Annotated in this window: 25 protein-coding genes; 7 read left to right on the top strand and 18 right to left on the bottom strand. The window is 53.3% G+C overall.

Going from position 1 to position 25702, the window contains the following annotated elements; all coding sequences use genetic code 11:
* The 3 genes from NMUL_RS10380 to NMUL_RS10390 all read left to right on the top strand — a co-directional run bounded on the left by NMUL_RS10380 (position 1) and on the right by NMUL_RS10390 (position 2885).
* Positions 1 to 906, top strand: coding sequence for an MlaD family protein (locus NMUL_RS10380; RefSeq protein ID WP_011381298.1), 906 nt, complete (start codon positions 1 to 3; stop codon positions 904 to 906).
* A 1-nt stretch (position 907) separates the two neighbouring features.
* Entirely contained in the window at positions 908 to 1561 is a 654-nt protein-coding gene (locus tag NMUL_RS10385) for an ABC-type transport auxiliary lipoprotein family protein (RefSeq protein WP_011381299.1), read from the top strand.
* A gap of 280 nt (positions 1562 to 1841) precedes the next feature.
* Entirely contained in the window at positions 1842 to 2885 is a 1044-nt protein-coding gene (locus NMUL_RS10390; protein ID WP_011381300.1) for a DUF6607 family protein, read from the top strand.
* A gap of 19 nt (positions 2886 to 2904) precedes the next feature.
* Here the strand turns inward: NMUL_RS10390 and NMUL_RS10395 are convergent, their stop codons facing one another.
* From NMUL_RS10395 to NMUL_RS10445, 12 genes are all read right to left on the bottom strand, one after another.
* Positions 2905 to 3585, bottom strand: coding sequence for a DUF4197 domain-containing protein (locus NMUL_RS10395; protein WP_011381301.1), 681 nt, complete (start codon positions 3583 to 3585; stop codon positions 2905 to 2907).
* A 74-nt stretch (positions 3586 to 3659) separates the two neighbouring features.
* Positions 3660 to 4610, bottom strand: a complete 951-nt coding sequence (gene lipA, locus NMUL_RS10400) for a lipoyl synthase (RefSeq protein WP_011381302.1) — start codon at positions 4608 to 4610, stop codon at positions 3660 to 3662.
* Between the two features lie 88 nt (positions 4611 to 4698).
* On the bottom strand, positions 4699 to 5346 hold the full coding sequence (gene lipB, locus NMUL_RS10405; protein WP_011381303.1) for a lipoyl(octanoyl) transferase LipB: 648 nt from the start codon (positions 5344 to 5346) through the stop codon (positions 4699 to 4701).
* A 45-nt stretch (positions 5347 to 5391) separates the two neighbouring features.
* Positions 5392 to 5721, bottom strand: coding sequence for a YbeD family protein (locus NMUL_RS10410; RefSeq protein WP_011381304.1), 330 nt, complete (start codon positions 5719 to 5721; stop codon positions 5392 to 5394).
* 5 nt (positions 5722 to 5726) lie between these two features.
* Positions 5727 to 6587 carry a D-amino acid aminotransferase gene (locus NMUL_RS10415; RefSeq protein WP_011381305.1) on the bottom strand — a complete coding sequence of 287 codons (861 nt, stop codon included), beginning with the start codon at positions 6585 to 6587 and terminating at the stop codon, positions 5727 to 5729.
* A 30-nt stretch (positions 6588 to 6617) separates the two neighbouring features.
* Complete coding sequence (locus NMUL_RS10420) at positions 6618 to 7757, bottom strand: D-alanyl-D-alanine carboxypeptidase family protein (protein ID WP_041353162.1); 1140 nt, start codon at positions 7755 to 7757, stop codon at positions 6618 to 6620.
* Between the two features lie 161 nt (positions 7758 to 7918).
* Positions 7919 to 8275 carry a hypothetical protein gene (locus NMUL_RS15750; protein WP_143034410.1) on the bottom strand — a complete coding sequence of 119 codons (357 nt, stop codon included), beginning with the start codon at positions 8273 to 8275 and terminating at the stop codon, positions 7919 to 7921.
* 65 nt (positions 8276 to 8340) lie between these two features.
* Positions 8341 to 9867: a helicase HerA-like C-terminal domain-containing protein gene (locus NMUL_RS10425; protein WP_011381308.1), complete on the bottom strand. Its 1527-nt coding sequence runs from the start codon at positions 9865 to 9867 to the stop codon at positions 8341 to 8343.
* A gap of 75 nt (positions 9868 to 9942) precedes the next feature.
* Positions 9943 to 10854, bottom strand: coding sequence for a CobD/CbiB family protein (locus NMUL_RS10430; RefSeq protein WP_011381309.1), 912 nt, complete (start codon positions 10852 to 10854; stop codon positions 9943 to 9945).
* 53 nt (positions 10855 to 10907) lie between these two features.
* On the bottom strand, positions 10908 to 11786 hold the full coding sequence (gene sucD, locus NMUL_RS10435; RefSeq protein ID WP_011381310.1) for a succinate--CoA ligase subunit alpha: 879 nt from the start codon (positions 11784 to 11786) through the stop codon (positions 10908 to 10910).
* A gap of 28 nt (positions 11787 to 11814) precedes the next feature.
* Positions 11815 to 13011: an ADP-forming succinate--CoA ligase subunit beta gene (sucC, locus tag NMUL_RS10440; protein ID WP_011381311.1), complete on the bottom strand. Its 1197-nt coding sequence runs from the start codon at positions 13009 to 13011 to the stop codon at positions 11815 to 11817.
* 184 nt (positions 13012 to 13195) lie between these two features.
* Positions 13196 to 13930 carry a Stp1/IreP family PP2C-type Ser/Thr phosphatase gene (locus NMUL_RS10445; RefSeq protein ID WP_011381312.1) on the bottom strand — a complete coding sequence of 245 codons (735 nt, stop codon included), beginning with the start codon at positions 13928 to 13930 and terminating at the stop codon, positions 13196 to 13198.
* 179 nt (positions 13931 to 14109) lie between these two features.
* Between NMUL_RS10445 and nirK the strand changes: the two genes are divergently transcribed.
* Positions 14110 to 15465: a copper-containing nitrite reductase gene (nirK, locus tag NMUL_RS10450; protein ID WP_011381313.1), complete on the top strand. Its 1356-nt coding sequence runs from the start codon at positions 14110 to 14112 to the stop codon at positions 15463 to 15465.
* 58 nt (positions 15466 to 15523) lie between these two features.
* On the opposite strand, the gene NMUL_RS10455 is transcribed toward nirK, so the two are convergent.
* A complete protein-coding gene (locus tag NMUL_RS10455; protein WP_011381314.1) occupies positions 15524 to 15793 on the bottom strand; it encodes a hypothetical protein in 270 nt (89 codons plus the stop codon).
* Positions 15794 to 16203: 410 nt separating this feature from the next.
* Here NMUL_RS10455 and NMUL_RS10460 point away from each other — a divergent pair, with 410 nt between their 5' ends.
* A complete protein-coding gene (locus tag NMUL_RS10460) occupies positions 16204 to 16434 on the top strand; it encodes a YfbU family protein (RefSeq protein WP_041353166.1) in 231 nt (76 codons plus the stop codon).
* Between the two features lie 1433 nt (positions 16435 to 17867).
* Here NMUL_RS10460 and NMUL_RS15755 read toward each other — a convergent pair.
* Complete coding sequence (locus NMUL_RS15755; protein ID WP_146063189.1) at positions 17868 to 18263, bottom strand: hypothetical protein; 396 nt, start codon at positions 18261 to 18263, stop codon at positions 17868 to 17870.
* Between the two features lie 230 nt (positions 18264 to 18493).
* Here NMUL_RS15755 and NMUL_RS10470 point away from each other — a divergent pair, with 230 nt between their 5' ends.
* Together NMUL_RS10470 and NMUL_RS10475 are read left to right on the top strand one after the other, a co-directional pair.
* Complete coding sequence (locus tag NMUL_RS10470) at positions 18494 to 19780, top strand: NAD(P)/FAD-dependent oxidoreductase (protein ID WP_202944821.1); 1287 nt, start codon at positions 18494 to 18496, stop codon at positions 19778 to 19780.
* Between the two features lie 187 nt (positions 19781 to 19967).
* On the top strand, positions 19968 to 21359 hold the full coding sequence (locus NMUL_RS10475; protein WP_011381317.1) for an exonuclease domain-containing protein: 1392 nt from the start codon (positions 19968 to 19970) through the stop codon (positions 21357 to 21359).
* 38 nt (positions 21360 to 21397) lie between these two features.
* Here NMUL_RS10475 and NMUL_RS10480 read toward each other — a convergent pair whose 3' ends face one another.
* From NMUL_RS10480 to NMUL_RS10495, 4 genes are all read right to left on the bottom strand, one after another.
* Positions 21398 to 21631: a hypothetical protein gene (locus tag NMUL_RS10480; protein WP_041352552.1), complete on the bottom strand. Its 234-nt coding sequence runs from the start codon at positions 21629 to 21631 to the stop codon at positions 21398 to 21400.
* A 180-nt stretch (positions 21632 to 21811) separates the two neighbouring features.
* Positions 21812 to 22408, bottom strand: coding sequence for a thermonuclease family protein (locus NMUL_RS10485; protein WP_074772776.1), 597 nt, complete (start codon positions 22406 to 22408; stop codon positions 21812 to 21814).
* Positions 22409 to 22481: 73 nt separating this feature from the next.
* Complete coding sequence (locus NMUL_RS10490; protein ID WP_080557719.1) at positions 22482 to 22760, bottom strand: helix-turn-helix domain-containing protein; 279 nt, start codon at positions 22758 to 22760, stop codon at positions 22482 to 22484.
* A gap of 76 nt (positions 22761 to 22836) precedes the next feature.
* Complete coding sequence (locus tag NMUL_RS10495; RefSeq protein WP_238529806.1) at positions 22837 to 24975, bottom strand: copper-transporting P-type ATPase; 2139 nt, start codon at positions 24973 to 24975, stop codon at positions 22837 to 22839.
* Positions 24976 to 25702 lie beyond the last annotated feature (727 nt).

Genomic DNA, 25702 nt, shown 5'->3' on the forward strand with positions numbered 1-25702 from the left:
ATGGAAAACCGGGCCCACGCCCTTGCGGCTGGTTTATTCGTAATTATTCTGGGTACAGCGCTGGTGGCTGCCGTCCTGTGGTTCGGCGGGGACACCATGATGCGCAATAAATACATGCTCGTGTCGGAGATGCCGGTCTCAGGCCTGAATTCTCAGGCAATAGTACGTTACCGGGGCGTAACGGTCGGAAAAGTCGAGAACATCAAGCTGGATAAAGAGGATCCGCATAAGATTCTGATTCAGATCGCAGTGGACAAGAACGTGCCTTTAACCCGGAATGCATTTGCCCAACTGGGCTATCAGGGTTTGACGGGCCTGGCATACGTGCAGTTGAATGATGAGGACGGGGAAACCGAACAACTGGAAACTGATTCGGATGAACCCCCTCAAATTCCCCTGCGCCCCTCATTATTCGACAGCATCACCAGTTCGGGCCAGCACCTGCTCGGTACTGCCAGCGTATTGATCGAGAGAATGAATCTCCTCCTCGAAGATGAGAATCGGACCCGATTCATGCATATACTGGAAAATACGGAAAAGGCGACGGGACGCCTCTCCAGGGTTCTCAACCAGCTGGAGCCGGGGCTCAAAGCAATCCCGGGGCTGGCTGCCGATGCAAGTTCGGTGATGAAAAATGCTGACCAGCTTGTGGTCGACCTCAACCAGATCACATCGAGGCTGAACCGGCAGGGAGGAGCCATCGACGGCCTTTCCGTAGCCACCGTAGAGCTGGGCGAAACCATGCGGTCATTGCGGGAAGCAACGGAAGGGATCAAAAATACCACCCGCAGTGTCGACCGAGTGCTACTCCAACTGGAAGATCAACCGACAAGTCTGCTGTTTGGCCGTCCTCCCCCGCCGCCGGGTCCCGGTGAGACAGGTTTTGTACCGCCAGGAAGTAGATGAGATGAAAAAATACCTTGTTCTTGCAGTGGCAATCGCAGCGCTGACGGCGTGCGCCGCTATTCGTAATCCAGCACCGGTAGCGGTATATGATTTTGGATTACAGCCCCTCCCTGTCGAGCCCAGTGCGGCTGAGACGGGGGGAAACAGGCAATTGCGGACAAGTCTGCTGGTCACTGATACCATTGCACCCGCCTGGCTCGATAGCACAGCGATCCATTACCGGCTGGCCTACGATGATCCTACGCGGTTTCTTGCTTATCGCAGCAGCCGCTGGGCCTCCACACCTGCAAAGTTGCTCACGCAACGCGTTAGAACACGCATTGCCGCCCTTAATGAAGGGGGAGTGATGAACACTGGTGAAGGTGCGCACGCGGATTACATATTGCGGGTCGACCTCGAAGAATTTGCCCAGGTGTTCGATACGCCTTCGCGGAGCAGCGCCATTGTGCAACTTCGTGCCAGCCTTATCGATCGCACCACCCGTTACCCAGTTTCCCAGCGCAGCTTTGGTGTAGAGGTGCCCGCGCCGACGGCCAATGCTGCAGGTGCCGTAAAAGCCCTTACGGAGGCGAGCGACCAATTGATTGAAAGCCTGGTCGGATGGCTTGAGCAGGAACTTCGAGATAAAGGAAAGAAAGATTTTTCGGGAGGATGATGTTTTCAGAACCTGGAACTCATGCCAAATGGCCCCTGCTCCGGCATCTGCTGCTTCCCTGTTCGATTGCCCAAATACAGAACTCCAGCCAACCGCTTCCCTCGCTGCAAAATTCCCCCTGTCCTTATCACAACGAGCAGCTGGTATGACAGCGCGAATACGGGAATCAGACAAAAACCAGGTTTAAACTGATAACCTGTCGGCCTGGCAGACTGAACACCTTTAAGCCTCAAACGTCATCTTTCAGGTACCACATTTGCATTTGTATGAGGAAATATTTATGAAACATCCGCTTACTCTGGCCGCGAGCTTGCTTGCGCTGTCACTGCTCAACGCCTGCGCAGGCAAGGTTCCGCTGCTGAAAAGCAGTTCATCCGCAAAATCCGCTGAATCCGCATATCCGACCATAGAGCGGCCGGTCCCGGGATGCGCAGAGGGTGAAAAGGCTTTTGATTGCGACCGGCGCGCTATACTCGCCATGTTAGGTGGATATGAAGTCCAGTTTAAATTCGACGAAACTGTCATACTGCAACCGGGCTACAAGCGTTCGGAACCGAAGCGCAGCATGGGATTCGAGTTCGTGCTCCTGGTGGAAGATACGGGTCGCAAGATTTCATTGCAACACATCCTGGTGATGGGGGGTGGCGCAGTCACCAAGCACTGGCGCCAGGACTGGGTCTATGAAGCACCGACGCGCTGGGTCTACACGGGCAACCAGCGGTTCGAACAACAAAAGCGTGATCCTGCTGAAATACCGGGAACATGGACACAACTGGTTTATGAAGTAAACGATGCCCCCCGCTACTCGGGCAATGGCAAATGGAACCATCGATACGATGTATCGACCTGGACTTCGGAGCGCAACTGGCGGCCATTACCACGCCGCGAGTACACCAAGCGCAGCGACTACCAGATCATCAATACGGAGAACCGCCATACTATTGCACCTCAGGGGTGGACTCATGAGCAGGACAATACCAAGGTCATCCGGACGAAAGATGATAAGGATGCGGTATTGGTACGCGAGTTCGGCTTCAATGAATACCGTCGGATCAAAGGTTATGACTTTCAACCTGCGGTAAGCTACTGGCACGATACTTCCGCCTTCTGGGCAGAGGTGCGCAAGCGATGGGAAAACGAGTTCGCCACTCACGGCGCGATCACCCTATCGGTTGTCGCTGGTGATGAATCCTTTAACATGGCAGTCCTCGATCTCGCCGATGCGTACAGGAAAAACCCGCAGGCCGACATCTACCAGAAAAAGCTCGAAGATATCTTCAGCAAATACGTCAACGTCAGGAAGACACAAACCAGCCTCAGATAAGCAGGCAGTTCCAGATCATCTACTTGAGCGTGCCAAACACCCTGCGGACCAGTTCACTATCCTGATCCGCAGGGTTATTGCGTATGGCCTGTTCCTTCTCTGCCATCAACAGATAAATTCCATCCAGGGTTTTTTCCGTGACATGGTTTTCTATATTTGCGTGCTTTTCCGAAATCAATCCGAGCTTCGCGCCCTTCCCGGCAAAGTCATTGTATTTTTTCAGCACGCCCGCCTGCTCGGTGGCTTTTTTTACAATCGGCAAAAATCGATCGGAAAGCAAGTCGGATGAGGTGTTACGGAAGTACTGCGTCGCTCCGTCGTCTCCGCCTGCAAGTATCGCTTTCGTATCTTTCACAGGCATATCCTGCACCGCATCTATCAGCAACGCCCGCCCTTCCGCCGCCGCCGTTTCAGCGGCGTGGTTCATGGCTGCGATCAACCCATCAGCATGTTTGTTCATACCCACGGAGCGCATCAAACCCTCTGCTTTCTGCAGAGAGGCGGGTAACGGGATTTTTGCCTGGGGGTTATGGAGAAAACCATTTGGAACCCCAAGTGTATCTATTGCCGCATTTACACTCAGTGTAAGTGCTTGCTTCAGACCATCGGCCGCGTCTTCATCTGCAAGGGTATCACTTGCTGCAACGGAAACAGGGATGGAAACGAAAAAGCAGACAACAATAGCAGGAATGATGCGCATTGGAGTAACTCCTGTCGGGTTTGCATAACCGGCCTTGAAATTCCTCTCCTCGCTGATTCTCTTCGCTAAAACCGCTACCTCTGTATGATGCCTGCCTCATGCGCCTGCTGATCCGCATGGTAGCTGGACCGGACCATGGGCCCGCACGCGGCGTTGCTGAAACCCATTTCGATCGCGGCGCGTTCAAATTCCTTAAATGCCCCCGGGGTGACATAACGCATGACAGGAAGATGTCCGATGCTTGGCTGCAGATACTGGCCAATGGTAAGCATCTCGACATCATGCTTGCGCAAGTCGCGCATCACGTCGAGGATCTCCTCGTCAGTTTCTCCCAGTCCCAGCATCAATCCGGATTTGGTGGGGATGCCCGGAAAACGTGCCTTGAACTCCTTCAATAACCGGAGCGAATGCGTGTAGTCCGCGCCTGGACGGCATTGCCGGTAGAGGCGGGGTACCGTTTCGAGATTGTGGTTCATCACATCGGGCGGGCAGGCGAATAATTTTTCCAGCGCAATATCCAGTCTCCCGCGAAAATCCGGCACCAGGATCTCTATCTTTGTCTGCGGCGAATGGGCTCGAACCTCACGGATGCAATCCACGAAATGCTGAGCTCCTCCATCCCTGAGATCATCGCGGTCAACGCTCGTGATAACCACATATTTCAACTTCATGGCGGCAATGGATTGCGCGAGGTGCAGAGGTTCTTCGGGGTCCGGAGGACGCGGCCGGCCATGCGCCACGTCGCAGAAGGGACAGCGCCGGGTACAGAGATCGCCCAGTATCATGAAAGTTGCAGTGCCTTTGCCGAAGCATTCGCCGATGTTGGGACAGGAAGCTTCCTCACATACCGTGTGCAGCTTCTGCTCCCGCAAAATCCGCTTGACCTCATAAAACTCCTGGCTATTGGAGGATCGCACCCTGATCCAGGAAGGTTTACGCAGCAACTGATCGGTAGATTGCGGCGCGATTTTGACGGGATTGCGCGCGGTTTTTGCAACGCCTTTCTGGCGACTTTCAATTGTCATGATAAGGAAGAAACGTCTTCTTGATATTGATCCATATCAATCCGGAATACCCGGATCGATTGATATCCATCTTTAAATATTCTTGAAATCATTGCTTCAGCCTGGCCTTCAGTTTTTCGGCAAGCTTTCCTTGCAGCGTTTCCAGCTCGTCGGTTATACCGAGATCGCTGGTTTGCGTAACCCTTAGTCCCGTATAGCCGCAAGGGTTGATAGCCATAAACGGGGCAAGGTCCATGCTGACATTCAGAGCCAGGCCATGGTAGCAGCATCCATTTTTTATCTTCAGCCCCAGTGCCGCGATTTTTGCTCCGCCAACGTATACACCGGGCGCATCCTCATCGCCGCAGGCGTTGACGCGATACTCATCCAGCAAGTCTACCACGGCGCCCTCCATTTTTCTGACCAGGTCGCGCACGCCTAACTTGAGGCGCCGCATATCCAGCAACAGGTACGCAATAATCTGTCCCGGGCCGTGATAGGTGATTTGACCACCCCGATCCGTGCGTACTACGGGAATGCCTGGATTGCAAAGCAAATGCTCGGGTTTGCCGGCAACACCCTGGGTATAGACCGGCCAATGCTGCAGCAACCAGATTTCATCAGGGGTATTTTGCGTGCGACTCGCCGTGAAAGCCTTCATCGCCTGCCAGATGGAAAGATAATCCATCACTGCAGCATATTTGACTTCAAGTCCTGAAGGACCGGGCACAAACTCCAGGCTAACGGGCTGTATCACGGAGAAGCTTCCGGAATATGAATCGCGGAAGGAATCAGAAATTCGCTAAAGTACCATTACCACTGTGGGATGATCGCACAGTTCCTGATATAACGCATCCAGTTGTTCACGAGAAACAGCGCGAATCGTGCACGTAAGGCTGAGATAATTGCTTTTTCTGCTGATTCTTACCTCCATGGTCGCCTCGTCAAAATCCGGAGCGTGGCGCTTCACAATCGCCAGTACGTTCTGTGAAAAATCCTGCCGCCGGTATTCCAGCGTTGCGGCACTGGGTGGAATGCCGGAGGGCGACCCGACACGCCCCATGATTTTAATCGGAAAATCGCAGGGATATTCGATCAGGGTGCTATCGTCAGACGAAGTCACGGGTTTCACGACCTTCAGGATATCGAAGATTTGCCTCGCATGGTGGTTTGTTTATAACTCTGGTAGAGCTGGTAAAACAATGCAAACATTTTGCCCGGCTTTCCCTCACCCACCGGTTGGTTATCGAGACGGGTAATCGGCATGATTTCTTTGGTCGAGGATGTCAGCAAAAGTTCCTCAGCGGTGCGCACCTCATGCTCCGTAATTGCGCGAACTTCATGGGGAATGCCACTCGCCTGTGCCAGCTCCAGCACTACGTCATAGGTGATGCCCGGCAGCATCAGGTGATTTTTGGGGGGAGCCAGCAGAATTCCATTTCTTACGACAAAGATATTGCTTGCCGCCCCCTCAGTCATGAAACCGTCGCGAAACAGCACCGTTTCCAAGGCGCCTTCATCGATCGCCATCTGCCGCAGCAATACGTTGGGCAGGAGCGAGATAGCCTTGATATCACAGCGCAACCATCGATTATCCGCGGCTGAAATCGCTACCACGCCCGTATGCAGCAATCCTGGAGGCGGTGTCAGCAACGGATTGCTCATAATGAAGACAGTGGGCGCGACACCTTGTGGAAAGGCATGATCGCGCCGGGCGACACCGCGGGTAATATGCAGGTAGATATACTGATCCTCACCTTCATTCAAGGCGACGATTTGTTCGAGCAAATAAGTCCATTCGCTGTCCGAATGCGGATTTTGCAGGCGAATGCCATCGAGGCTGTGCTGGAGCCGGCGCAGATGCTCCGCCAGACGAAAAGGTTTGCGGGAATAGACAGGAATAACCTCATATACCCCGTCACCAAAAATAAAACCTCTATCCAGCACAGAGATGCGCGCTTCTTCGATTCTCAGGAAATCGCCGTTTAGATAGATCATGATCAGCCTGGATAGCTCGGGTTTTTGCTTCTAGTTAAATAGAAGCCGCATGCTATCCCATGCCCGGCCAAAAATATTCGCAGCGCTGACGGTTTCGAGCGCTACCAGCGGATGTTCAACCACCTGCTTCCCTTCGAGCATAAACTTCACTGTACCAACTTTTTGGCCCGCAGCGACAGGAGCGAGAAGCGGCTGCTTATATTCCATCCTGGCCTTGAGTTTGTCAGTCTGATGGCGGGGAAGCGAAAAATAAACATCATTTCCGAATCCCGTCCTGAGTTTGTCCTGGTTGCCTTTCCATAATGGAATGGCAACCACCTCCTGCTCTCCCGGATAGAGACGAACCGTATCGTAGAACTGAAAACCATAATTCAGCAGGCGCTGGCTTTCCATCGCGCGCGCGCTCTCCGAGGCGGTTCCCATCACTACCGCAACCAACCGACGCTGTCCCCGCCTGGCTGAAGTAATGAGGCAGTAACCGGCTGCGTCAGTGTGTCCCGTCTTCATCCCGTCGACATTCGGGTCGAGCCAGAGCAGGCGGTTCCGGTTCGCCTGAGTAATTTTGTTATAGGTATATTCCTTGAGGGAATAGAGTGGATAATATTCCGGAAAATCGCGAATGATGGCGGTTGCGAGCAAGGCGAGATCGTACGCGGTGGTGTAATGGTCCGGGTCCGGAAGTCCGGTTGAATTGGCAAAACGGGTGTTCTTCATGCCCATGCGCGCCGCCTCCTTGTTCATCGCTTGAGCGAATGCCTCCTCTGATCCTGAAACGGCCTCCGCCAGTGCAATGGAGGCGTCGTTTCCTGACTGCACGATCATGCCGCGCATCAATTCATCGACCGTCACGGGCTTCTTCGGCTCGATGAACATGCGGGAGCCTTGCGCCCGCCAGGCACGTGTCGAGACTGGCACAGCCTGCGTCAAGGTGACACGTTTCTGATACAGAGCTGCAAAAACCACATAAGCCGTCATCAGCTTTGTCAGCGATGCCGGATCGACGCGTTCATGGGCATTCTTGCTCACAAGCACCTGTCCGCTCTGAAGATCGGCAAGTATATAAGACTTGGCGGCGACGGAGAGAGTTTGCGGCGGCGCGTGAAACTGGGGTTGTTGAGCAGCCAGTGGCAGGGCAAGCAGACACAGCGATATAGGAAGCAAGCGTCTCATGGCGATCTGCAAAAAAGCGTTATTATATCCCAGCCATATCGAAGACGTTATCCGCCGGGCTTCTGAATCAGTCAAAGGTTATCCCGCGGCTGCAGGCCGCCATGTCTCTTCAGCAAGACAGACGAATTAGAAATGCTCCGATGCGAATGGACTTTCCGATCCTATTTTTCGGCGCGGTTACGCCCGCACAAACTGAACCCGTCGCTCCATCCCAGCCGGTACTGCTTGTCGTCTGCAAACCTCCGCTCATCCTTTGCGCCATTTGGAGTCTTCTTCGCAGTCTCACAACCGTCGATATAGCCATCCTTGAAGCTCGGAGAATAACCAGTAAGGTTGTAAACCGGCCGGGTAGGCTGAGGCGGGGATGAAGGCGCCGTCGAAGTCGGAGGCGCCGTCGAAGTCGGGGGTGACGGCGGAGGCGGAGATGGAGACTGCGATTCCTTCTGACCTGTAGTGGTAGGGGCGCAACCCAGAATTGTGGTTACCAAAAGAATTGGAATTGCCGCGATTGCTCGCATTGTACTTTCCTCGTTCAGAATGAGATATTTTGCAGGTATCTGACTTCGTTGCGCATTCTGTTTTTTCAACGTCTGCGGTTACTGCCGCCGAACATACCTCCCAGAATCCCGCGGAAGATTTCACGGCCGGCACGCGAACCGATGGAGCGCGCCGCGCTGCGTGCAGCGGTATCGAGAATGCCAGGTTTATATCCACCGCGCGGGCCGGTTTTGCCGAGCAGCATATCACCCAGTACCTCCATCATACCCTCTTCGGATTCGGTCTTTTTTACCCTGGCACGGACGGGAGCTTCCTCATTCCCGGTATTCTGCGTCATCGGAGCCCGACTTCCGAGTATTTCGTATGCGGACTCACGGTCCACCTGTTGCTCGTAATGGCCGAAAACCATCGAGGATTTGATGATACCTGCGCGTTCCGCATCGGTGACCGGTCCTATCCTCGATTGAGGCGGCAAAATAAACGCCCGCTCAACCATGGCGGGACGGCCTTTCTCGTCCAGCAACGAAACGAGCGCTTCACCCACCGAAAGCTCACTGATCACCTTTTCGGTATCCAGACCGGGATTCGCCCGCATGGTTTGCGCAGCCGACCGCACCGCCTTCTGATCGCGCGGCGTAAACGCGCGCAGGGCATGCTGCACGCGATTGCCGAGCTGTCCCAGAACAGTTTCAGGAACATCGAGGGGATTTTGTGTTACAAAATACACGCCCACTCCCTTGGATCGTATCAACCTCACGACCTGCTCTATTTTTTCCAGAAGAGGACGGGGCGCATCATTGAATAAAAGATGGGCTTCATCAAAGAAAAATATCAATTTCGGTTTCTCGGGATCGCCTATTTCAGGAAGATGTTCGAACAGCTCTGACAGTATCCACAGCAAAAAGGTGGAATACAACTTGGGAGCGTTCAGCAGTTTGTCGGCTGCGAGAATGTTTATCATCCCCCGCCCTCTGCTGTCCACCTGCATCAGGTCATGAATATCGAGCATCGGTTCGCCGAACAGGATATCCCCCCCCTGCTGCTCGATCTGCAGAAGCGAACGCTGAATGGCACCGATCGAGGCGGCGGAAATGTTACCATACTGCACCGTGAAGTCCTTCGCCTTGTCGCCGACAAACTGCAGCAGCGCGCGCAGATCCTTGACGTCAAGCAGCAGAAGTCCGTTATCATCCGCAATTTTGAATACCAGTGTCAGCACACCCTGCTGCGTTTCGTTCAGATTGAATAACCGGCCCAACAGCAGCGGGCCCATGTCGGATATGGTGGTGCGCACCGGATGTCCGGCTTTTCCGTAAATATCCCAAAACGTAACCGGATATGCAGTCCATTCAGGTTCCGGAAGGTGGAGTTGCGCAAGCCGCTCCTTCATTTTGGCTGAATCGGCGCCAGGAAAGGAGAGACCTGCCAGATCGCCCTTTATGTCCGCCATGAATACGGGCACGCCGATCGACGAGAAGCGTTCTGCCAGCACCTGAAGCGTAACGGTCTTGCCTGTGCCGGTCGCACCCGTGATCAGGCCGTGCCGGTTGGCGAAGCCGGGCAATAAACCAAGGGGATGGTGGGATTGCGCGATCAGCAGCGGTGGTGCCATAGTGCCCTCATAAATGCAGCTTACAAGCTCTGTATATCGGCTTTATGCGAACTGTATCAGTTTTTTCTTACTTGCTCACCCTGTCCAGCCAGCGATCTCGAGCAACAGCAGCAGGACGAGCCATAGCACCAGGGTACGCCAGATGAGGCCGACGGTGCCCTGCAGAAAATCCATGTCGGCTTCTTCACCCACGCCTACCTCGGGGCGGTGATATGCGCCGGTCTCTTCCCGCAACGGATCTCCCAGGCGCACGCCAAGCGCACCTGCGCCACTGGCAAGAATGGTTCCCTGGTTCTGATCCCCCCATGATGCCGCCTGCGCGCGCCAGCAATAAACCGCATCCTCGAAGTTGCCTGCAATGGCAAAGCTCAGCGCTGTTATCCTCGCGGGTAGCCAATCGATGACGTAAAACGCCTTTACCGCAAAAACACCAAAACCATCCGGGCGCTCCCCCCAGGCGTCATTCAACAATTCCGCAAGACGGTAGAGCATGGGCCCGAGCGGCCCCGGCAGCAAGGTGAACCAAACGATGACGCCAAGCATGTTACGATGAGCATGGATCAACCCCAACTCGATGGCAATCCGCGAAATATCCTCACTGCTGGCACTCTCCGCCTCCATCCCGTAGTATTCCTTCAAGAGATCGCGTGCAAGCGGCAAATCTTCGTTCCTGAGCGCCTCCTTTATTTCAGTCAGGGAATAGCTGAACTGGCGAAAACTCGTGGTGAGATAAAGTATTGCCACATTCCACGCCCACGCCAGCAGCGGACTGGCTCCATATAATAAATAATAAACCAGGAGGGAGAGTATAAGGAAAGGTCCTGCCGCGGCCACCCAGGCAATGATGCCGTGCCGATGGATGCCGGTGTTGAAATGACCCTCCAGCGAATCGGCATAGGAGAGGAAAGAGGAGACAATATGTTTGCGCGCACTGCCGGAGCGCCACTGATCCAGCAGAAGAGCGAAAATCAACGAAAGAAAATTCATTGCGAGAAAATCATGCTGCTTTCCTTCAAAGCAGTTTCAGGGATAAGCATTATTCAACCCAATGCGGACTTGAGAACCTTGCCCATCTCAGCGGGATTTCGCGCGACTTTGATTCCGCATTCTTCCAGGACCGCAAGCTTTTCCTGAGCGGTTCCGCGACCGCCCGAAATAACGGCGCCGGCGTGGCCCATGCGCCTGCCCGGAGGGGCTGTCAAGCCTGCGATATATCCTACCACTGGTTTACGCATATTCTCCTTGACCCAGCGAGCGCAATCCTCCTCGTCGGTACCGCCGATTTCCCCCACCATTAAAACAGCGTCGGTTTCATCATCTTCGTTGAACAGCTTCATCACATCCCGATGCCTCAAGCCATTCACCGGGTCGCCGCCGATACCGATGCAGGTGGATTGACCCAATTCCTGCTCCATCAATTGCGCCACCGCTTCGTAAGTGAGTGTCCCGGAACGGGAAACCACCCCGATGCGTCCCTTTCGATGAATGTAACCGGGCATGATGCCAATCTTGATCTCGTCGGGCGTAATGATGCCGGGACAATTCGGTCCTACCAGCCGCGTTTTTTTTCCTTCCATCCTGTGGCAGGTACGTATCATATCGCGCACAGGGATACCTTCGGTAATACAGATTACCAGATCCAGTTCCGCATCCACCGCTTCATCGATTGCGGCAGCGGCAAACGGTGGCGGCACATAGATTACAGAAACGGCGGCTCCTGTTGCCTGCTTTGCTTCCTCTACGGTGCCGAAAATCGGGATGCCATCAAAATCCTCGCCCCCTTTCTTCGGATTGACTCCGGCAACAAAGCATTCTTTTCCATAAGCATAATCCCGACACATCCGCGTGTGGAATTGCCCGGTCTTGCCGGTAATCCCCTGCGTCATGATACGAGTGTTACGGTCGATCAGGATCGCCATACTGATTTCCCTCGTTTGCCGATTCTGTTCACGACCCTGTGGCCGGCATGGCGGCCGAGGTGGCTGATGCGGCTGCGGTAACGGCCTTTTCCGCGGCATCCGCCATATTCGCGGCTGAAATGATGGCAAGACCTGATTCGGTCAGGATCTTTTTCCCGATCTCCGCATTCGTGCCTTCGAGACGAACCACCAGGGGAACATTCAACCTTACTTCACGCGCTGCTGCCACTACTCCCTCTGCAATGACATCACATTTCATGATGCCCCCGAATATATTGATCAGTATGGCTTGCAGTCTTGGATTGCGCAGCATCAGTTTGAAGGCTTCCATGACTTTTTCAGTGGTTGCGCCTCCTCCCACGTCGAGAAAATTGGCCGGATTTCCTCCGTAGAACTTGATGATATCCATGGTAGCCATTGCAAGACCGGCTCCATTTACCAGGCAACCTATGTTGCCATCGAGCGAGATGTAGGAAAGACCGTATCTGGACGCCTCGATCTCTGCCGCATCTTCTTCGTCAAGATCACGCAAGTCGGCGATATCGGGGTGCCGGAAAAGCGCGTTATCGTCAAAATTCATCTTCGCATCGAGCGCGACAATGCGATTTTCGCCGGTGAGTATCAGCGGATTGATTTCGACGAGCGATGCGTCCGTGCTGTCGTAAGCGCGGTATAGATTCTGCAACAGTGCAGCCGTTTCCGCCACTGCCGCACCGGAAAAGCCGATCCTGCTCGTGATATCTTCCGCTTCCGTAGCGGTCAGTCCCGCCCCCGGATCGATATACACTTTGTGGATCTTTTCCGGATAATCGGCAGCGACCCGCTCGATATCCATCCCCCCTTCGGCACTCGCCATCAGGCAGACACGGCGGCGGCCCCGATCCACCACCAGTCCAATGTAGAACTCCTTCCTGATATCGAGACCCTGTTCGACCAGCAGCCGTCGTACGATCTGACCCTGCGAACCCGTCTGTGGCGTGACGAGCGTCATGCCGAGTATTTTTTCGGCAAATTGTTTCACCTCGTCAAGCGATCTGGCGATCTTCACCCCGCCACCCTTCCCGCGTCCCCCTGCATGGATTTGGGCCTTGACCACCCATGTGCTTCCACCCAGTTTTTTAGCGGTTGCCACCGCTTCATCCACGTTGAAGCAGGAATGCCCTCGAGGTATGGGTATACCAAACTGATGCAGGATATGTTTGGCCTGGTATTCATGGATTTTCATGATACCTCCAACGACGTGAATAGGGAGTATAGCTCAATAGTTGTATTGGCGTTACGGGGAGAGGAAGAGAGGTCGAACATCCTGCTTCCTCCCCGTCGAGCGGCAGCTGCCCCTCTGGATTACTGATACAACTGACAATTGCTAATGCCAGCAATTCCCGATAACTGCCGCCTTCAACCGCAATCTACGCATCCTCTACTTCACAGAGAATCACGGTGACATTGTCTTTTCCCCCAGCTTCCAAAGCTGCCGAGATCAGTCTCTCCACTTTTTGCTCAAGAGGTTCCGCGGAAGCGAGCACAATTTCGATATCCGCGTTCCCCACCATGTCGGTCAATCCATCCGAACACAATAAAAAAATATCGCTGCCGAGCACCGCCCCTTGCACGATATCGCATGCTATTGCCGAATCGGTTCCCACGGCGCGCAGGAGAATGTTTTTTCGGAAGTGATGCTTTGCCTCCTGGGGCGTGAGCATGCCTCTATCCACCTGTGACTGTACCAGCGAATGATCTTTAGTCAACTGCTGCAGTCTTCCGTCGCGCAGCAGATAAACTCTGCTATCCCCCACGTGGCCGATAATATACCGCTCGCCGTCGAACACGAGAAGATCTGCTGTGCATCCCATTCCTGTATCGGCCGGGTGCTGGATGATGTGTTCGAGGATGCGCGCATTTGCCCGCTCGAATACATGCTGAATGCGCTCAGAAACGCTCTCTTTCCGAGGCGAAGCCAGTTCGGAAAATGCGATTCGCACCATGTCGACAAAATGTTGACTGGCGACCTCGCCGGCCGCCGCGCCACCCATGCCATCTGCGAGTGCCAGGACGCGGGCCTGTGGTATGATCAGATAACTATCCTCATTGTTATCCCGCCACAGGCCCACGTTGGTTGCACCAGCCGAGTGTAAGCTGATCAAGTTAGCTCCTTTGGCTTGGTCGCTCGATGTGTTCCCCCGTCTTGGCCACGACTCTCGGCCTGCAGCAGCATGTGGCTCCAAATATCGGGGAGCATTGCAGGAAAAACATCCTGCTGCCCATACGAGCTTAGCGGTATTTGTATCCGCAATCTTTGTATCCGTTTATCTGGGAGAAAAGCATGGGAAGGACCTTTTTACTGCTTACAGCCGTTTGCGCAACGTTCGGTTATTTATCCCCGGTCGCTGCCGAACAAGGCAGCAACAGCGGTGTCACCTACCGACCCGACGTTACCTTTACCCTTCGTACGGATATCGGCGAGGGTAAACTGGTATTTGTCGGTGAATCAGGTACGATCGCGGGCAAAATCAACCCTGACCTGGAGGTAAACCCGGGCGCAGTGGTTCAGATCAATCTGGTCAACGGCGATGGTGCCATGCATGACATCGCCATTCCTGAGCTGGGCGCCAAATCGGATAATATCACAGCGAAAGGCGCTGCCACTTCGATGGTATTTCGTGCAGTCCGTACCGGCACCTTTGAGTACCTCTGCACACTGCCCGGGCACAAGGCCGCCGGCATGTTCGGCCGTCTCATTGTCGGCAAGCCGCCGGAGGAAGCGAAAGGATATGTAACCAACGTGGCCCAGGACCCGCGCGCCGTGGGAGAGCCGGTCGGAACGCGGGCTTCAAGGCATTTGACACTCAATCTCGAAGCAACCGAAATCGAAGGGCAACTTTCGGACAAGAAGCTCTATAAATACTGGACCTTCAATAACAGGGTGCCGGGACCCCTCCTGCGCGTGAAGGTAGGGGATACCATCACTATCAATCTGCATAATAGCGCAAGCAGTACCAACATCCATTCGATAGATTTCCATGCCGTAACAGGACCGGGTGGAGGTGCCGCGGTCACGCAGGCGGCACCGGGCGAGACAAAGAGCTTCACCTTCAAGTCGCTTCATCCTGGACTGTTCGTTTACCATTGTGCAACTCCCATGGTTGCGCATCATATTGCGAACGGCATGTATGGCATGGTTCTGGTCGAGCCCGAGGGAGGTCTGCCCATGGCTGACAGGGAATTCTATGTAATGCAGGGTGAGCTCTACACCACCCACTCCCACAATGTGCGAGGTCTGCAGGAATTTTCGCTGGAAAATCTGCTCGCGGAGAATCCCCAGCACCTAGTGTTCAATGGCACCGTGGATGCGCTTACGAAAATGTACACCATGGAAGCGAACACGGGCGATAACGTGCGCATCTATTTTGGTGTGGGCGGTCCCAACCTCACCTCCAGCTTCCACATCATCGGGGAAGTCTTCGATAAGGTGTACGACCAGGCTTCATTGACCAGTCCGCCATTGACAGATGTGCAAACGACGCTCGTTCCGCCAGGCGGTGCCACCATTGTGGAATTCAAGGTCGATTATCCCGGCCGCTATATTCTGGTTGATCACGCGCTGTCGCGTATGGAGAAAGGATTAGCAGGTTATCTCACGGTGCGTGGGAAGGCAAACGCGGAAATATTCAAGCCGTAAAGAATTGAAAAAAATCAGAGGCGATTTCCCCGCAAACGATCGCCTCTGATCCTTTATATCATTGGTGTGGCTGCTTATACGGTTTCTTGTTCATTACCTCCTGATCTCTGTATTCCTGCTTCACTCCCTCCGGTAAATCCTTGGGCATCTTCTCCTTCATGATCTCAGAGGTTGAGCTGGGCGCGTTCTTGTCGACATTCTTCTTGCTCATGTCTTGATAAGATTTGTCCATTGCTCCCTTATCCGAATCATGCGATCCAGCGAGCACGCTGAAGCTGCAAACCGCCGTGAAGGACGCCAGAACAACTATCGATGTGAGTTTATTCATGTCGAACTCCTATAAGTAAATGGGTGGCAGAAATAATCAAGTTTCGGGTGACGAATACAGGTAATGCTTTCTAACATTGGATCCTCCAAGCGGGAGGCGGGCGAATGTTGACAGGCCTGCAATACGCTTGCAGGAACAATAGATATACTCTTTTCTCTGAAATCCTCAGTGCGCTAACGCACCCTCGGTTACAGGCTCGCTCAAAAGACCGGGAGCGAGAACGGTCAATCGGCAACAGCACCCAACAACACTCATAACGAAAACTGCGGGGAGTGTACCCATCTCTCCTCGGCATACCCCGTAGCCTTCAACGGGAAGATGTTGTACTTCCGTACGATGTACTTCAGGCCAATGGTAACGGGTCTTGAACTCTGTAAGATGAAAGCGTGTTAACAGAGCAGGAGGAAAAAATGAAGCTGAGCGATAGTGAAAAACTGATCCTATTAATGCTGAGTGAGGTCTTCCAAAAACTTAAGGTGGAGGGCAGTATTGACCCAGCGCTCGTGAAAAATGCCATTTCCCTGGATCACCCCTGGGCATTGAAATGGGAATACGACCGGGTTTCTGCGTTGTCGGGAAAAAATAACCTGGCAGAAAGCCAGGTAATCGATATCCTCAATATGTGGACTCTCATAGAGTAGGATTTAAGCTTAGGGAAACATCGACTATAAATCCACTGCTTTATCTTCTTGAGGCTTCAATTACACAAAACTCCTCACCCGGTTTTGGCGGCAAAAATCGTTATCAATCCCGCTGATCTTTGTCTGAATTGGAATCTACATTTTTTACGAAAATTTTTGGGAATATAGGAACCTTTACTCTGAACCCGCATCAAATATCATGCGGACAGTTGTTTTTTTATGTCCGCACGGGTAGATACTGGTGCCCTGGCATTATTTGCGGGTCATCAAGTTGATCGTATTTTTAGCATATCATCTTGATTCTGAAAGGGGGTTATCATGGAAATGGCAATTCTCGTAGTAGGTATAGGTGCTGTTGCTGCCTGGTATTTCATGTCCAAGGAAGGACGGAGAGAAAAATAATACTGATCCACAATACTAGAACTCAAAGTTCGCTCAAATCAATCGGCCGATGCTCAAGAAGCGAGAGCATCGGCTTCTTGTAACGAGGTTTCACAGTAAAATGAGAAGCTGTTTTGGAAAAGAGAGAAGGAATTGCAGCGAGGAGAGAAGGCTGTGAAGAAAAATCCCTCCATTCCGAAAATTTCACACCCAAGCTGACGCGCTCCAATTCAGGAAGCGTATTTTGACAGCACCTGTCTCCCAGTCACAAACTCCGCGCGCAACGCCCATCACATCGCATTGTTCAGTCATCATCGAGAGCGCCAATCTCAAACCCGAGGTGGCTAATATTAATTAGCCAGAACAAGGCTGTCAGCTCACGGAAAAGCGTCGCGAAAAAACGTCAATATTGAAATGAAATACCCTCACCAAACAGGCAGGGGGCAACTGTAGAAGAGTGGCAGTACTTGAAAATGATAAATAACCGTAACCTGCTTCGGCGGGTTTTTTATTGCTCCCGCATTCTTTCACCGGTTTTTTTCAGATTGTGTTAATTATCTAACGGTAATATTTTATTCGCCTGGTTATACTTCCTACTCGTTTCCCTCCTCCCAAAAACAGGGAAACGAATCCAATGCAACTCCCCTAGCCCGGTTCACGCCGGGCTTTTTTTGCAGTTTTAAAAGAGAATCAATCCCTGGAATAACACCACTGAAACGACTTTTATTCACAGATAAGATAATCAGCAAAAGGATAGTATTGGCATGTGGGACGATAACGTGACGCCATTATCTGACCCACCCCAAGCCCTTTGTCCTATAGGGCTTGGGTTTGCCCAACCTCCCCAATCCCCTCAATGGTTATCTGTATAACCATATATCCAGGATATACTTTTTTAATTGTTGCCAGAAATTCGCGCAACATTCAAATAGATATGCCCCTCGCATCATTCTTATCCGTTGAAGAACCCGGACTTCCAGATGCACAGATTTACACGTAATATTGCACTGCTGCCACCAGGAAGTCCGATAAACGCAAAATTTCCTCCGGTCTCAATCGTAATCACTTTGGGAAGAACTTGATCCCCCTCCAGCAGAACTCCTTTGAGTTGATCCGGTTTGCGTCTTCCCTTGGGATATCCAGTAGTCGCTGGCAGCGTCCTTGCCGTATACATGAGCGCTGATGCCTTGCGCCTTCCAGTAGTCAGCTGTCTGGTCTTTGCCGTAAATGTAGTTGTCCTGTGCTTGTGCAGAGTTGTCTTGCTTTTTGGATTGCGCAGTCTTTGATTGACCTGCAGATTTCTGTTCCTTTTTAGACGAACCGGATGACGAACTGCCGCTGTCAGCGGAAGAATTCTTTTCAGCTTGAACTAACGTAGCGGCTCCAAACGCCATAGTCGCGATCAAAATTGACCGTATCAAATTTCTAAAAACGAAATCATATCTCATAATCTACCTCACTCTGTTTAGCCGAATCGGGAATTAAACCTACAGCTGAATTAAACCTACAGCTGTTTTTTGACTTATTCCGTACGGTACCGCACACGTTCGCTTCAAACAGGCCCGCTCACTTTCTGGTGGATGAAGATCGAAAAATTACGCATCATGCTCGAACTGCTCCACATTGCGGCATTGAGAGAACTGCAGTTGCCTTCCTATTCATCTTTGTCAATTACCTCATGATGAAAACCAAAATCGCCATTATTGGTGGGGGCTTTGCTGGACTGAACTTGGTCAAGCATTTGGCTGGAAAAGAGGAATTTGATGTGACGCTGGTTGACATGAATAACTATCATCTTTTTCCTCCGCTTCTGTACCAGGCTGCGACCGGCTTCCTGGACGTGTCCAATATTGCGTACCCCTTCCGAAAATTTTTCCATGACAAGGTGAACGTCCATTTCCGGCTGGGCAAGCTGCAAAAGGTGATGCCTGAAGGAAACAAGGTACTCCTGTCCACGGGCGAGTTGGCCTACGATTGTCTTGTTCTCGCCACGGGCACCGAGCCCAATTATTTTGGCATCGAAAATATTCGCCGGGCAGCACTGCCGATGAAGACGGCCGATGATGCCATAGAAATACGAAATTACATGCTTCAAAAAATGGAAGAAGTAACTATTGAGGTTGACGAAATGAGGAGGAAAAAACTGTTTTCGGTCGTGATTGCCGGTGGTGGTCCCACGGGAGTGGAAATTGCGGGCATGTTGGCAGAGATGCGCAAGAGAATCCTCCACAGGGATTACCCTGAATTGACCGGTCTCCAGCCACGGATTCACCTTGTTGACAGTGCGTCCGCTCTATTGGGCGCGATGAGCGTTCATTCGCAAAAATACACCTACGAAGTGCTGCTGAAGATGGGCGTTGAAATACATCTAAATACCCAGGTGAAGGATTACATAAACGATACAGTGATTTTCTCCGACGGAAAAACCCTTGAGACGCAAATCCTGCTGTGGACTGCCGGCGTGACAGGGAAGATATTCGAAGGCCTGCCCCACGAATGTTATGGACGAGGTAACCGCCTGCTGGTAAATGAATATAACAAAGTCAGCGGAACAAGGGACATCTACGCCATAGGCGATACTTGTCTGCTGACCTCGGATAGAAATTTTCCGCAGGGACATCCCCAGCTTGCACAAGTGGCGCTTCAGCAAGGCAGAAACCTGGCCGCCAATCTTGTTGCCGTCATCCGTAACCAACCTTTGACACCGTTTGCATACAATGACAAAGGATCTCTGGCCATTATCGGTAGAAACAAGGCCGTGGCCGACTTTCCCAAACCCGCCTTGCATCTCGAAGGATTCATGGCATGGGGAATCTGGCTATTTGTACACCTTTTTTCTCTTGTCACTTATCGTAACCGGTTTATGACATTAGCAAACTGGGCAGTTGCTTTTTTCACCAAGGATCAATCCTTGAGAATGATTATCAGGCCTCGATCGGATCAACAGAGCAGCAGGAATGAATGATTGCACACCCCTTGTTAACGCAAGGGGAAGGCCAGATACCTATCAAACGAGAAAATTGAAACTTTGTTCCAAACTGACATCCTTGCAGCAGCATCCCAGGATTACCATGACTACCCTGACATTGTGCCCTCTTTGCTGGGCGATTGATCCGGGAATTTAGAAACCTATCCTCACTCCTGTCCCAACCTTGCTTCCTTTTCCCTACGTCATCCTGGACCTGGAAACCACGGGCGGCACGCCCCTGCATGACCGCATCATCGAGATTGCGCTCATTCGTTTCGAGGAAGGAATGGAAAGCGAGCGTTGGGAAACGCTCGTTAATCCAGGCATATCCATTCCGCCTTTCATCACGCATCTGACCGGTATCAGCAACGGGATGGTAAAGGATGCGCCTTCCTTCGGGGATATCGCCCACCGGCTCTACGGTTTTCTTGATGGAGCGGTGCTGGCAGCGCATAACGTCCGCTTCGACTACGGATTCCTGAAGAACGAGTACCGGCGCATGGGCGCGCTGCTCCAGCACAGGGTATTGTGCACGGCCCGGCTTTCGCGCAAGCTCTATCCTCAGCACAAGGGTCATGGACTCGATGCCATCATGCAGCGTCATGGGCTAAAGACCGAGATGCGCCACCGGGCGATGGGGGACGTGGAGCTCGTCGCAGCCTATCTTGAGATGGCAAGGCGCGAGCTGGGTGCCCGGGAGGTACAAGAAGCGGCAGCCATCCTGCTGAAAGACCCAAGCCTGCCCGCAGGCCTGGATGCTTCGATTCTGGACCAGATTCCGGACAGGCCGGGTGTCTATTTCTTCTACGGCAAAAACGGCCTTCCCCTCTATATCGGCAAGAGCGTGACGCTGCGCTCCCGGGTCATGTCCCATTTCAGCGGCGACCATGCTTCGTTCAGCGACATGCGCATTGCCCAGGAGGTCGAGCGGGTCGAATGGATGGAAACAGCCGGGGAACTGGGCGCACTGCTGCTGGAGTCGAGGTTAATCAAGGAGCATCATCCCATCCACAACAAGCGATTGCGCCGCTCCCGCACGCTCTTTTCCCTGAAGCTGGGCGACGACTCGTACGAGGCTCCCCTGGTGAATATCGTGACGGAAGAGGATATCCACCCTGAGGTGTTCGGCGATCTGTACGGGCTCTTCCGCTCGAAAACAAAAGCGGTTGATGCACTGCGCGAGGTTGTCCGGGAGAACAGGTTGTGTCCCCGGGTGGTAGGCCTTGAGAATGGGAAGGGCGCGTGTTTCGCACACCAGTTGAAACGCTGTAACGGCGTCTGCGCGGGCAAGGAAGTGCCGCAACTGCATTACCTGCGCCTGAAACAGGCGCTGCTCCCCCTTAAGCTCAAATCATGGCCCTATCCCGGCAGGATCGGCATACGGGAATACAATGCGTCGTCCGGCCGATCGGAAGTGCATGTCTTCCACTACTGGTGCCATCTGGGAACGGTGGACAACGAAGCCGGCCTGGACGATGTGCTGGGGACGCGCTCATCCATGAAGTTTGATCTCGATACCTACAAGCTGCTCCTAAAGACCCTGGGAAAGCAAACAGAGGTGATTACGTTTGGATAGACTGTTTCTGGTGCGAAAATGGCTCTCGTATGCAGCCTTCATGCGCGCTCAAAACTTCCCTCCAGCCACAGCGCCATGAGCTGCTTGGAAATGTCGCGCAGATCCCAGCGTGAGGGATCCAGGCTGTCCTTGTTTTCAAGCGAGATGCGATCTATCTTTGGATTATCTGGTGAGCGCGTCACTCTGGCCGTGACGCCGGATTGATGCACTGCCGTTCGGGAAATCATTTCAAGCGTCCAAAGTGAACGCCATGCCTCGTCATCCCTATCCATGCTATCCGCTCCTCCTGGCCGTTGCGCATCGTTCGTACGGCCAATTTAGAGCAAATAGCATTTTTCTTATGGGTGAAAAAATCCTGTTTTTTCCTGCCTTATCAGGGGATGGTTTTTCTCATTGCGAAAATTCTGCCGCAATCCTGATTAGCGCAGAGCATTGCATAAGCTGCCATCGATTCAATTGGCTTCTCGTGAGCCAGGACGAGTTGCAAGATGCACAAGCTCCATGAGTCCGGGCAGGGTGGAGGCAGACTTGAGGGCATTCCGAAAAATTCCACAAATGACGGGGTCGATCTTGTACCGGAATTCACCAAGCCTGATCTCGCATCCATCGTCTGCAACTGATGGGGCAGACTTATTGTGCCGGAAATCCCACGGTGCGACAGGCGCCACATCATTCCACAGTCCAATGCCCTTGAGACTGGCTGCCTTCTGAGCCTCGGCATAAAGCTGCTTATCAGCCCGCCGCAGATCTTTGTCATACTGTTTGTAATGCCATGCCAGCCCGGCCTTGATCTGCTTCAAGTTTACGTCCTGCCCATTCAGCAGCACTTTTCCCAAAATACGCTGATAGCGATCTTGCTTGTACCACTCCACGGCAACTGTTTTGCCAAACACCAGATCAGCCAGGTTTTGCCGGGATACGGTGCCAAACGGCTGTGCATGTTCAGGCGCATCGATTCCCAAAAGTCTGATCTTGTGCTGCCGGTTTGACTTGTCGAGGACTGTCAGGGTATCGCCATCGGCGATCTTGACCACGCGACCGCTCAACATTTCTGCTTGAGCGAGGCAGGTGCATGAGATATAGACAGCTAGGCCGGCTATTAACCGGCTCAACTCAGCTAATCTATCCCGTGACATTACACGTTACCTTGATGCTAGCCACTGCCTGTATGAAGCGCTCGGACGAGATGTCCTGCAGCTTGTAGCACCCAATCTGGGACGCTTTCGGCAGCGCCATGCCGGTGAGGCGAATGGTTGCTGTCTGACTTAAACCTCGCCTGCCTATCAGTTCGTTTAGCTTGATCCCGAGGAGCGTCTTCGCCGATGGTTCCTCCCCACCGTCAAAACCGGGGTTGGTCAGCACATTATCGGTACCTTGAGAATGCTCTTTGTATGTCCTCATGATCTCCATTTATCCTAATATAGGGGCGAGCACTGCCTGCAATCGTTCTCCATCGACTGCCCGTCCGGTTGAGACGTCATAATTTGATGCGATTTAGCCGCAAGGCATTGGTCACGACCGATACGGAGCTCATTGCCATGGCAGCGCCAGCGAACATGGGCGAGAGCAGCAGCCCGAAGACGGGGTAAAGCACGCCCGCAGCGAGCGGTATGCCCAGCGCATTGTAGCCGAATGCGAAGACGAGGTTTTGCCGGATGTTGCGCATGGTGGCGCGCGACAGGGCGACGGCTCGTTCAATACCACGCAGGTCTCCTTTGACAAGGGTCACCCCAGCGCTCTCCATTGCCACGTCAGTGCCAGTACCCATTGCGATACCGACATCAGCTTGCGCTAGCGCAGGCGCGTCATTGATGCCATCACCCGCCATGGCTACCTTATGCCCTTCAGCCTGTAACCGTTTAACATGATCGGCCTTGTCTGCCGGGAGTACCTCGGCCAGCACTTCATCAATGCCAAGATATCGAGCGATCACATCGGCTGTGCGCCTTGAGTCCCCCGTGAGCATCACGACGCGCACGTCCAAGTGCTTAAGTACCGCGATGGCTTCGGATGTGCCTTCCTTGACGGGATCGGCGACTGCTGCGATTCCAGCGGCAATTTCATTCACAGCGAAGAATACTACCGTTTTGGCCTGGGCACGCCAATCTTCTACTCGATGGTGCCAGGATTGCGTATCCACTCCGTGCAGCATGAGAAAATCGCGACTGCCCACGAGCACGCGCTTGCCGCCGACGTCGGCCTTGACGCCAAGCCCGTTGATCGCCTCGAAATTTTCCGGGGTCGGGAGATTTAAACCGCGGGCCTTGGCAGCCTCAGCGATTGCATGGGCAATGGGATGCTCGGAACGCTGCTCCACCCCTGCCACGAGTGCTACCGCCTCGTCTTGTTCCATGCCTTCTACGGCAAAATCAGTCAGTGTGGGACGCCCCAAGGTGAGGGTTCCCGTCTTGTCAACCACTACGGTGTCGATTTCACGCATCCGCTCGATCGCTTCAGCGTTGCGGAACAGGATACCCGCATGCGCACCCTGCCCCATCGCGACCGTCATGGAGATAGGCGTGGCAAGGCCTACTGCGCAAGGACATGCAATGATGAGGACCGCAATGGCGTTGAGAAACGCATAGGTAAACCGGGGCTCAGGGCCCGCAACCCCCCAGGCAAGCGCGGTGATAACGGCGATAGCGATAACGATCTGGACAAAATACGCCGCGATCACATCGGCGAGTTTTTGGATCGGCGCGCGTGTGCGCTGCGCTTCTCCGACCATATGAACGATGCGTGCCAGCAGCGTGTCTGCACCCACCCGTTCGGCGCGTATTACCAATGAGCCATTGCTGTTGATGGTGGCCCCGGTTACCTTATCGCCCGCTGCTTTAGCTACCGGCATGGGCTCGCCGGTAATCATCGATTCGTCCACTCGGCTTATCCCCTCAAGCACCGTGCCGTCGACTGGAATTTTTTCTCCGGGCTTTACACGCAATCGGTCGCCCACCCCAATCAAATCCAGTGAAACCTGCTCTTCCGTTCCATCATCACGCACACGCCATGCCTGGTTAGGTGCCAACTTCAACAACTGCTGAATGGCTCGGCTGGTTTGCCCCATGGCTCGTGTCTGGAGATATTCACCCAGTATTACCAGGGTCGTAATGATGGCAGCGGCCTCAAAATATGTTCCCACGGCGCCATCGTGTTCCCTAAACTCCGGTGGGAACAAGCCGGGCAAGAATACGGCTGCCAGACTGAACAGATAGGCAAATGCGACTCCCAATCCGATCAGCGTATACATGTTGAGCGCGCGATGCACGAGCGAGAACCAGAATTTGCGCAGAATTGGCCATCCCACCCACAACACAACCGGTGTAGCCAGGAAGAATTCAACCCATCCGCGCAAGCGCGGCTGTAGCCCGAACAAGTCATGGGCTCCAATCATGGGAGTCATCGCCGCCATTACAAGGGGAATCGATAGCACGACCCCCACCTTCAGCCGCTGCGCGAGATCTCGCAACTCTGAGTCGCCGGCTTCGCCTTCGCCAGTACCTGTGCCTGTGCCGACAAGGGGTACCAATACCATTCCGCAGATGGGGCAGTCGCCGGGTTCATCTTGGATGATCTCCGGGTGCATGGGGCAGGTCCATTGGCCGCCTGCTGCTGTCACCCCAGGGCTGGAAGGGATCGAATCGCTCCACTTCCCGTACTCATGAGCACTTGTTGGATGAGCAGAAACTCTATGATTACGAGCGCGTGTTTGATGCGAGGAATGATTTGGGCCTTCAGTCATTTTCCACCCCTTAAAACCGTTCCTGAGCTACACCCAGCTACAATCTGAGATTCCCAGCAGATCGACAAGAGGATAGCTCGCCGTGAAACCTGCGCCAAGAGCCAGCGACAGCACGAAAGCGGCCGGCAGCAGCCAGATTTTGGCTCCACCAGTTTACGCTGCCCACAAACCCCTTGCCAGCATACGCAAATGGTCAAGTCCGCGTGGTGACTGCCTGAGGCCAGCTGTCAAACCTGAAATATCAAGACCGGTATGCGCACAGGCAGCGCTGGTGGCACCCCAGAAAACTGTCGTGCCCCCAAATTGTATTGCAGTTTTTTGCCTCATTTTTTCCAGTTTGAACTTTTATACTCATATTCCCCCCTAGCAAGTGGTTGGTTCAATTGTAGCCCCTGCTGCGCTTTCTGCTTAAAGTCACGGCAATATGTACGCTACTGACCAAGTTGACTCCCTTTTGATCTCTCGCTGGACTTAAAATCGTCCATCGGCTTACTGGGTTTGAAGCATTTTGTCTGAGCGAAGCACTCGGCTTTGACATACCAGAGAAGGATTATGCGCAACTCGTCACACTGGATAGCGCCGTCGAATATCTCTCTCGCCGCTC

The sequence above is a fragment of the Nitrosospira multiformis ATCC 25196 genome, from assembly GCF_000196355.1.
Lineage (GTDB): Bacteria > Pseudomonadota > Gammaproteobacteria > Burkholderiales > Nitrosomonadaceae > Nitrosospira > Nitrosospira multiformis.

Bases quoted from the DNA above. Each gene is read 5' to 3' on its own strand.
- NMUL_RS10385 (WP_011381299.1), top strand. From the start codon at position 908: ATGAAAAAATACCTTGTTCTTGCAGTGGCAATCGCAGCGCTGACGGCG.
- NMUL_RS10425 (WP_011381308.1), bottom strand. From the start codon at position 9,867: ATGGCACCACCGCTGCTGATCGCGCAATCCCACCATCCCCTTGGTTTA.
- NMUL_RS10415 (WP_011381305.1), bottom strand. From the start codon at position 6,587: ATGATCTATCTAAACGGCGATTTCCTGAGAATCGAAGAAGCGCGCATC.
- NMUL_RS10470 (WP_202944821.1), top strand. From the start codon at position 18,494: ATGATGAAAACCAAAATCGCCATTATTGGTGGGGGCTTTGCTGGACTG.
- NMUL_RS10455 (WP_011381314.1), bottom strand. From the start codon at position 15,793: ATGAATAAACTCACATCGATAGTTGTTCTGGCGTCCTTCACGGCGGTT.
- lipA (WP_011381302.1), bottom strand. From the start codon at position 4,610: ATGACAATTGAAAGTCGCCAGAAAGGCGTTGCAAAAACCGCGCGCAAT.
- NMUL_RS10480 (WP_041352552.1), bottom strand. From the start codon at position 21,631: ATGGATAGGGATGACGAGGCATGGCGTTCACTTTGGACGCTTGAAATG.
- NMUL_RS10490 (WP_080557719.1), bottom strand. From the start codon at position 22,760: ATGAGGACATACAAAGAGCATTCTCAAGGTACCGATAATGTGCTGACC.
- NMUL_RS10420 (WP_041353162.1), bottom strand. From the start codon at position 7,757: ATGAGACGCTTGCTTCCTATATCGCTGTGTCTGCTTGCCCTGCCACTG.
- sucC (WP_011381311.1), bottom strand. From the start codon at position 13,011: ATGAAAATCCATGAATACCAGGCCAAACATATCCTGCATCAGTTTGGT.
- NMUL_RS10380 (WP_011381298.1), top strand. From the start codon at position 1: ATGGAAAACCGGGCCCACGCCCTTGCGGCTGGTTTATTCGTAATTATT.
- NMUL_RS15750 (WP_143034410.1), bottom strand. From the start codon at position 8,275: ATGCGAGCAATCGCGGCAATTCCAATTCTTTTGGTAACCACAATTCTG.
- NMUL_RS10460 (WP_041353166.1), top strand. From the start codon at position 16,204: ATGAAGCTGAGCGATAGTGAAAAACTGATCCTATTAATGCTGAGTGAG.
- NMUL_RS10430 (WP_011381309.1), bottom strand. From the start codon at position 10,854: ATGAATTTTCTTTCGTTGATTTTCGCTCTTCTGCTGGATCAGTGGCGC.
- NMUL_RS10390 (WP_011381300.1), top strand. From the start codon at position 1,842: ATGAAACATCCGCTTACTCTGGCCGCGAGCTTGCTTGCGCTGTCACTG.
- sucD (WP_011381310.1), bottom strand. From the start codon at position 11,786: ATGGCGATCCTGATCGACCGTAACACTCGTATCATGACGCAGGGGATT.
- NMUL_RS10395 (WP_011381301.1), bottom strand. From the start codon at position 3,585: ATGCGCATCATTCCTGCTATTGTTGTCTGCTTTTTCGTTTCCATCCCT.
- nirK (WP_011381313.1), top strand. From the start codon at position 14,110: ATGGGAAGGACCTTTTTACTGCTTACAGCCGTTTGCGCAACGTTCGGT.
- NMUL_RS10485 (WP_074772776.1), bottom strand. From the start codon at position 22,408: ATGTTGAGCGGTCGCGTGGTCAAGATCGCCGATGGCGATACCCTGACA.
- NMUL_RS15755 (WP_146063189.1), bottom strand. From the start codon at position 18,263: ATGAGATATGATTTCGTTTTTAGAAATTTGATACGGTCAATTTTGATC.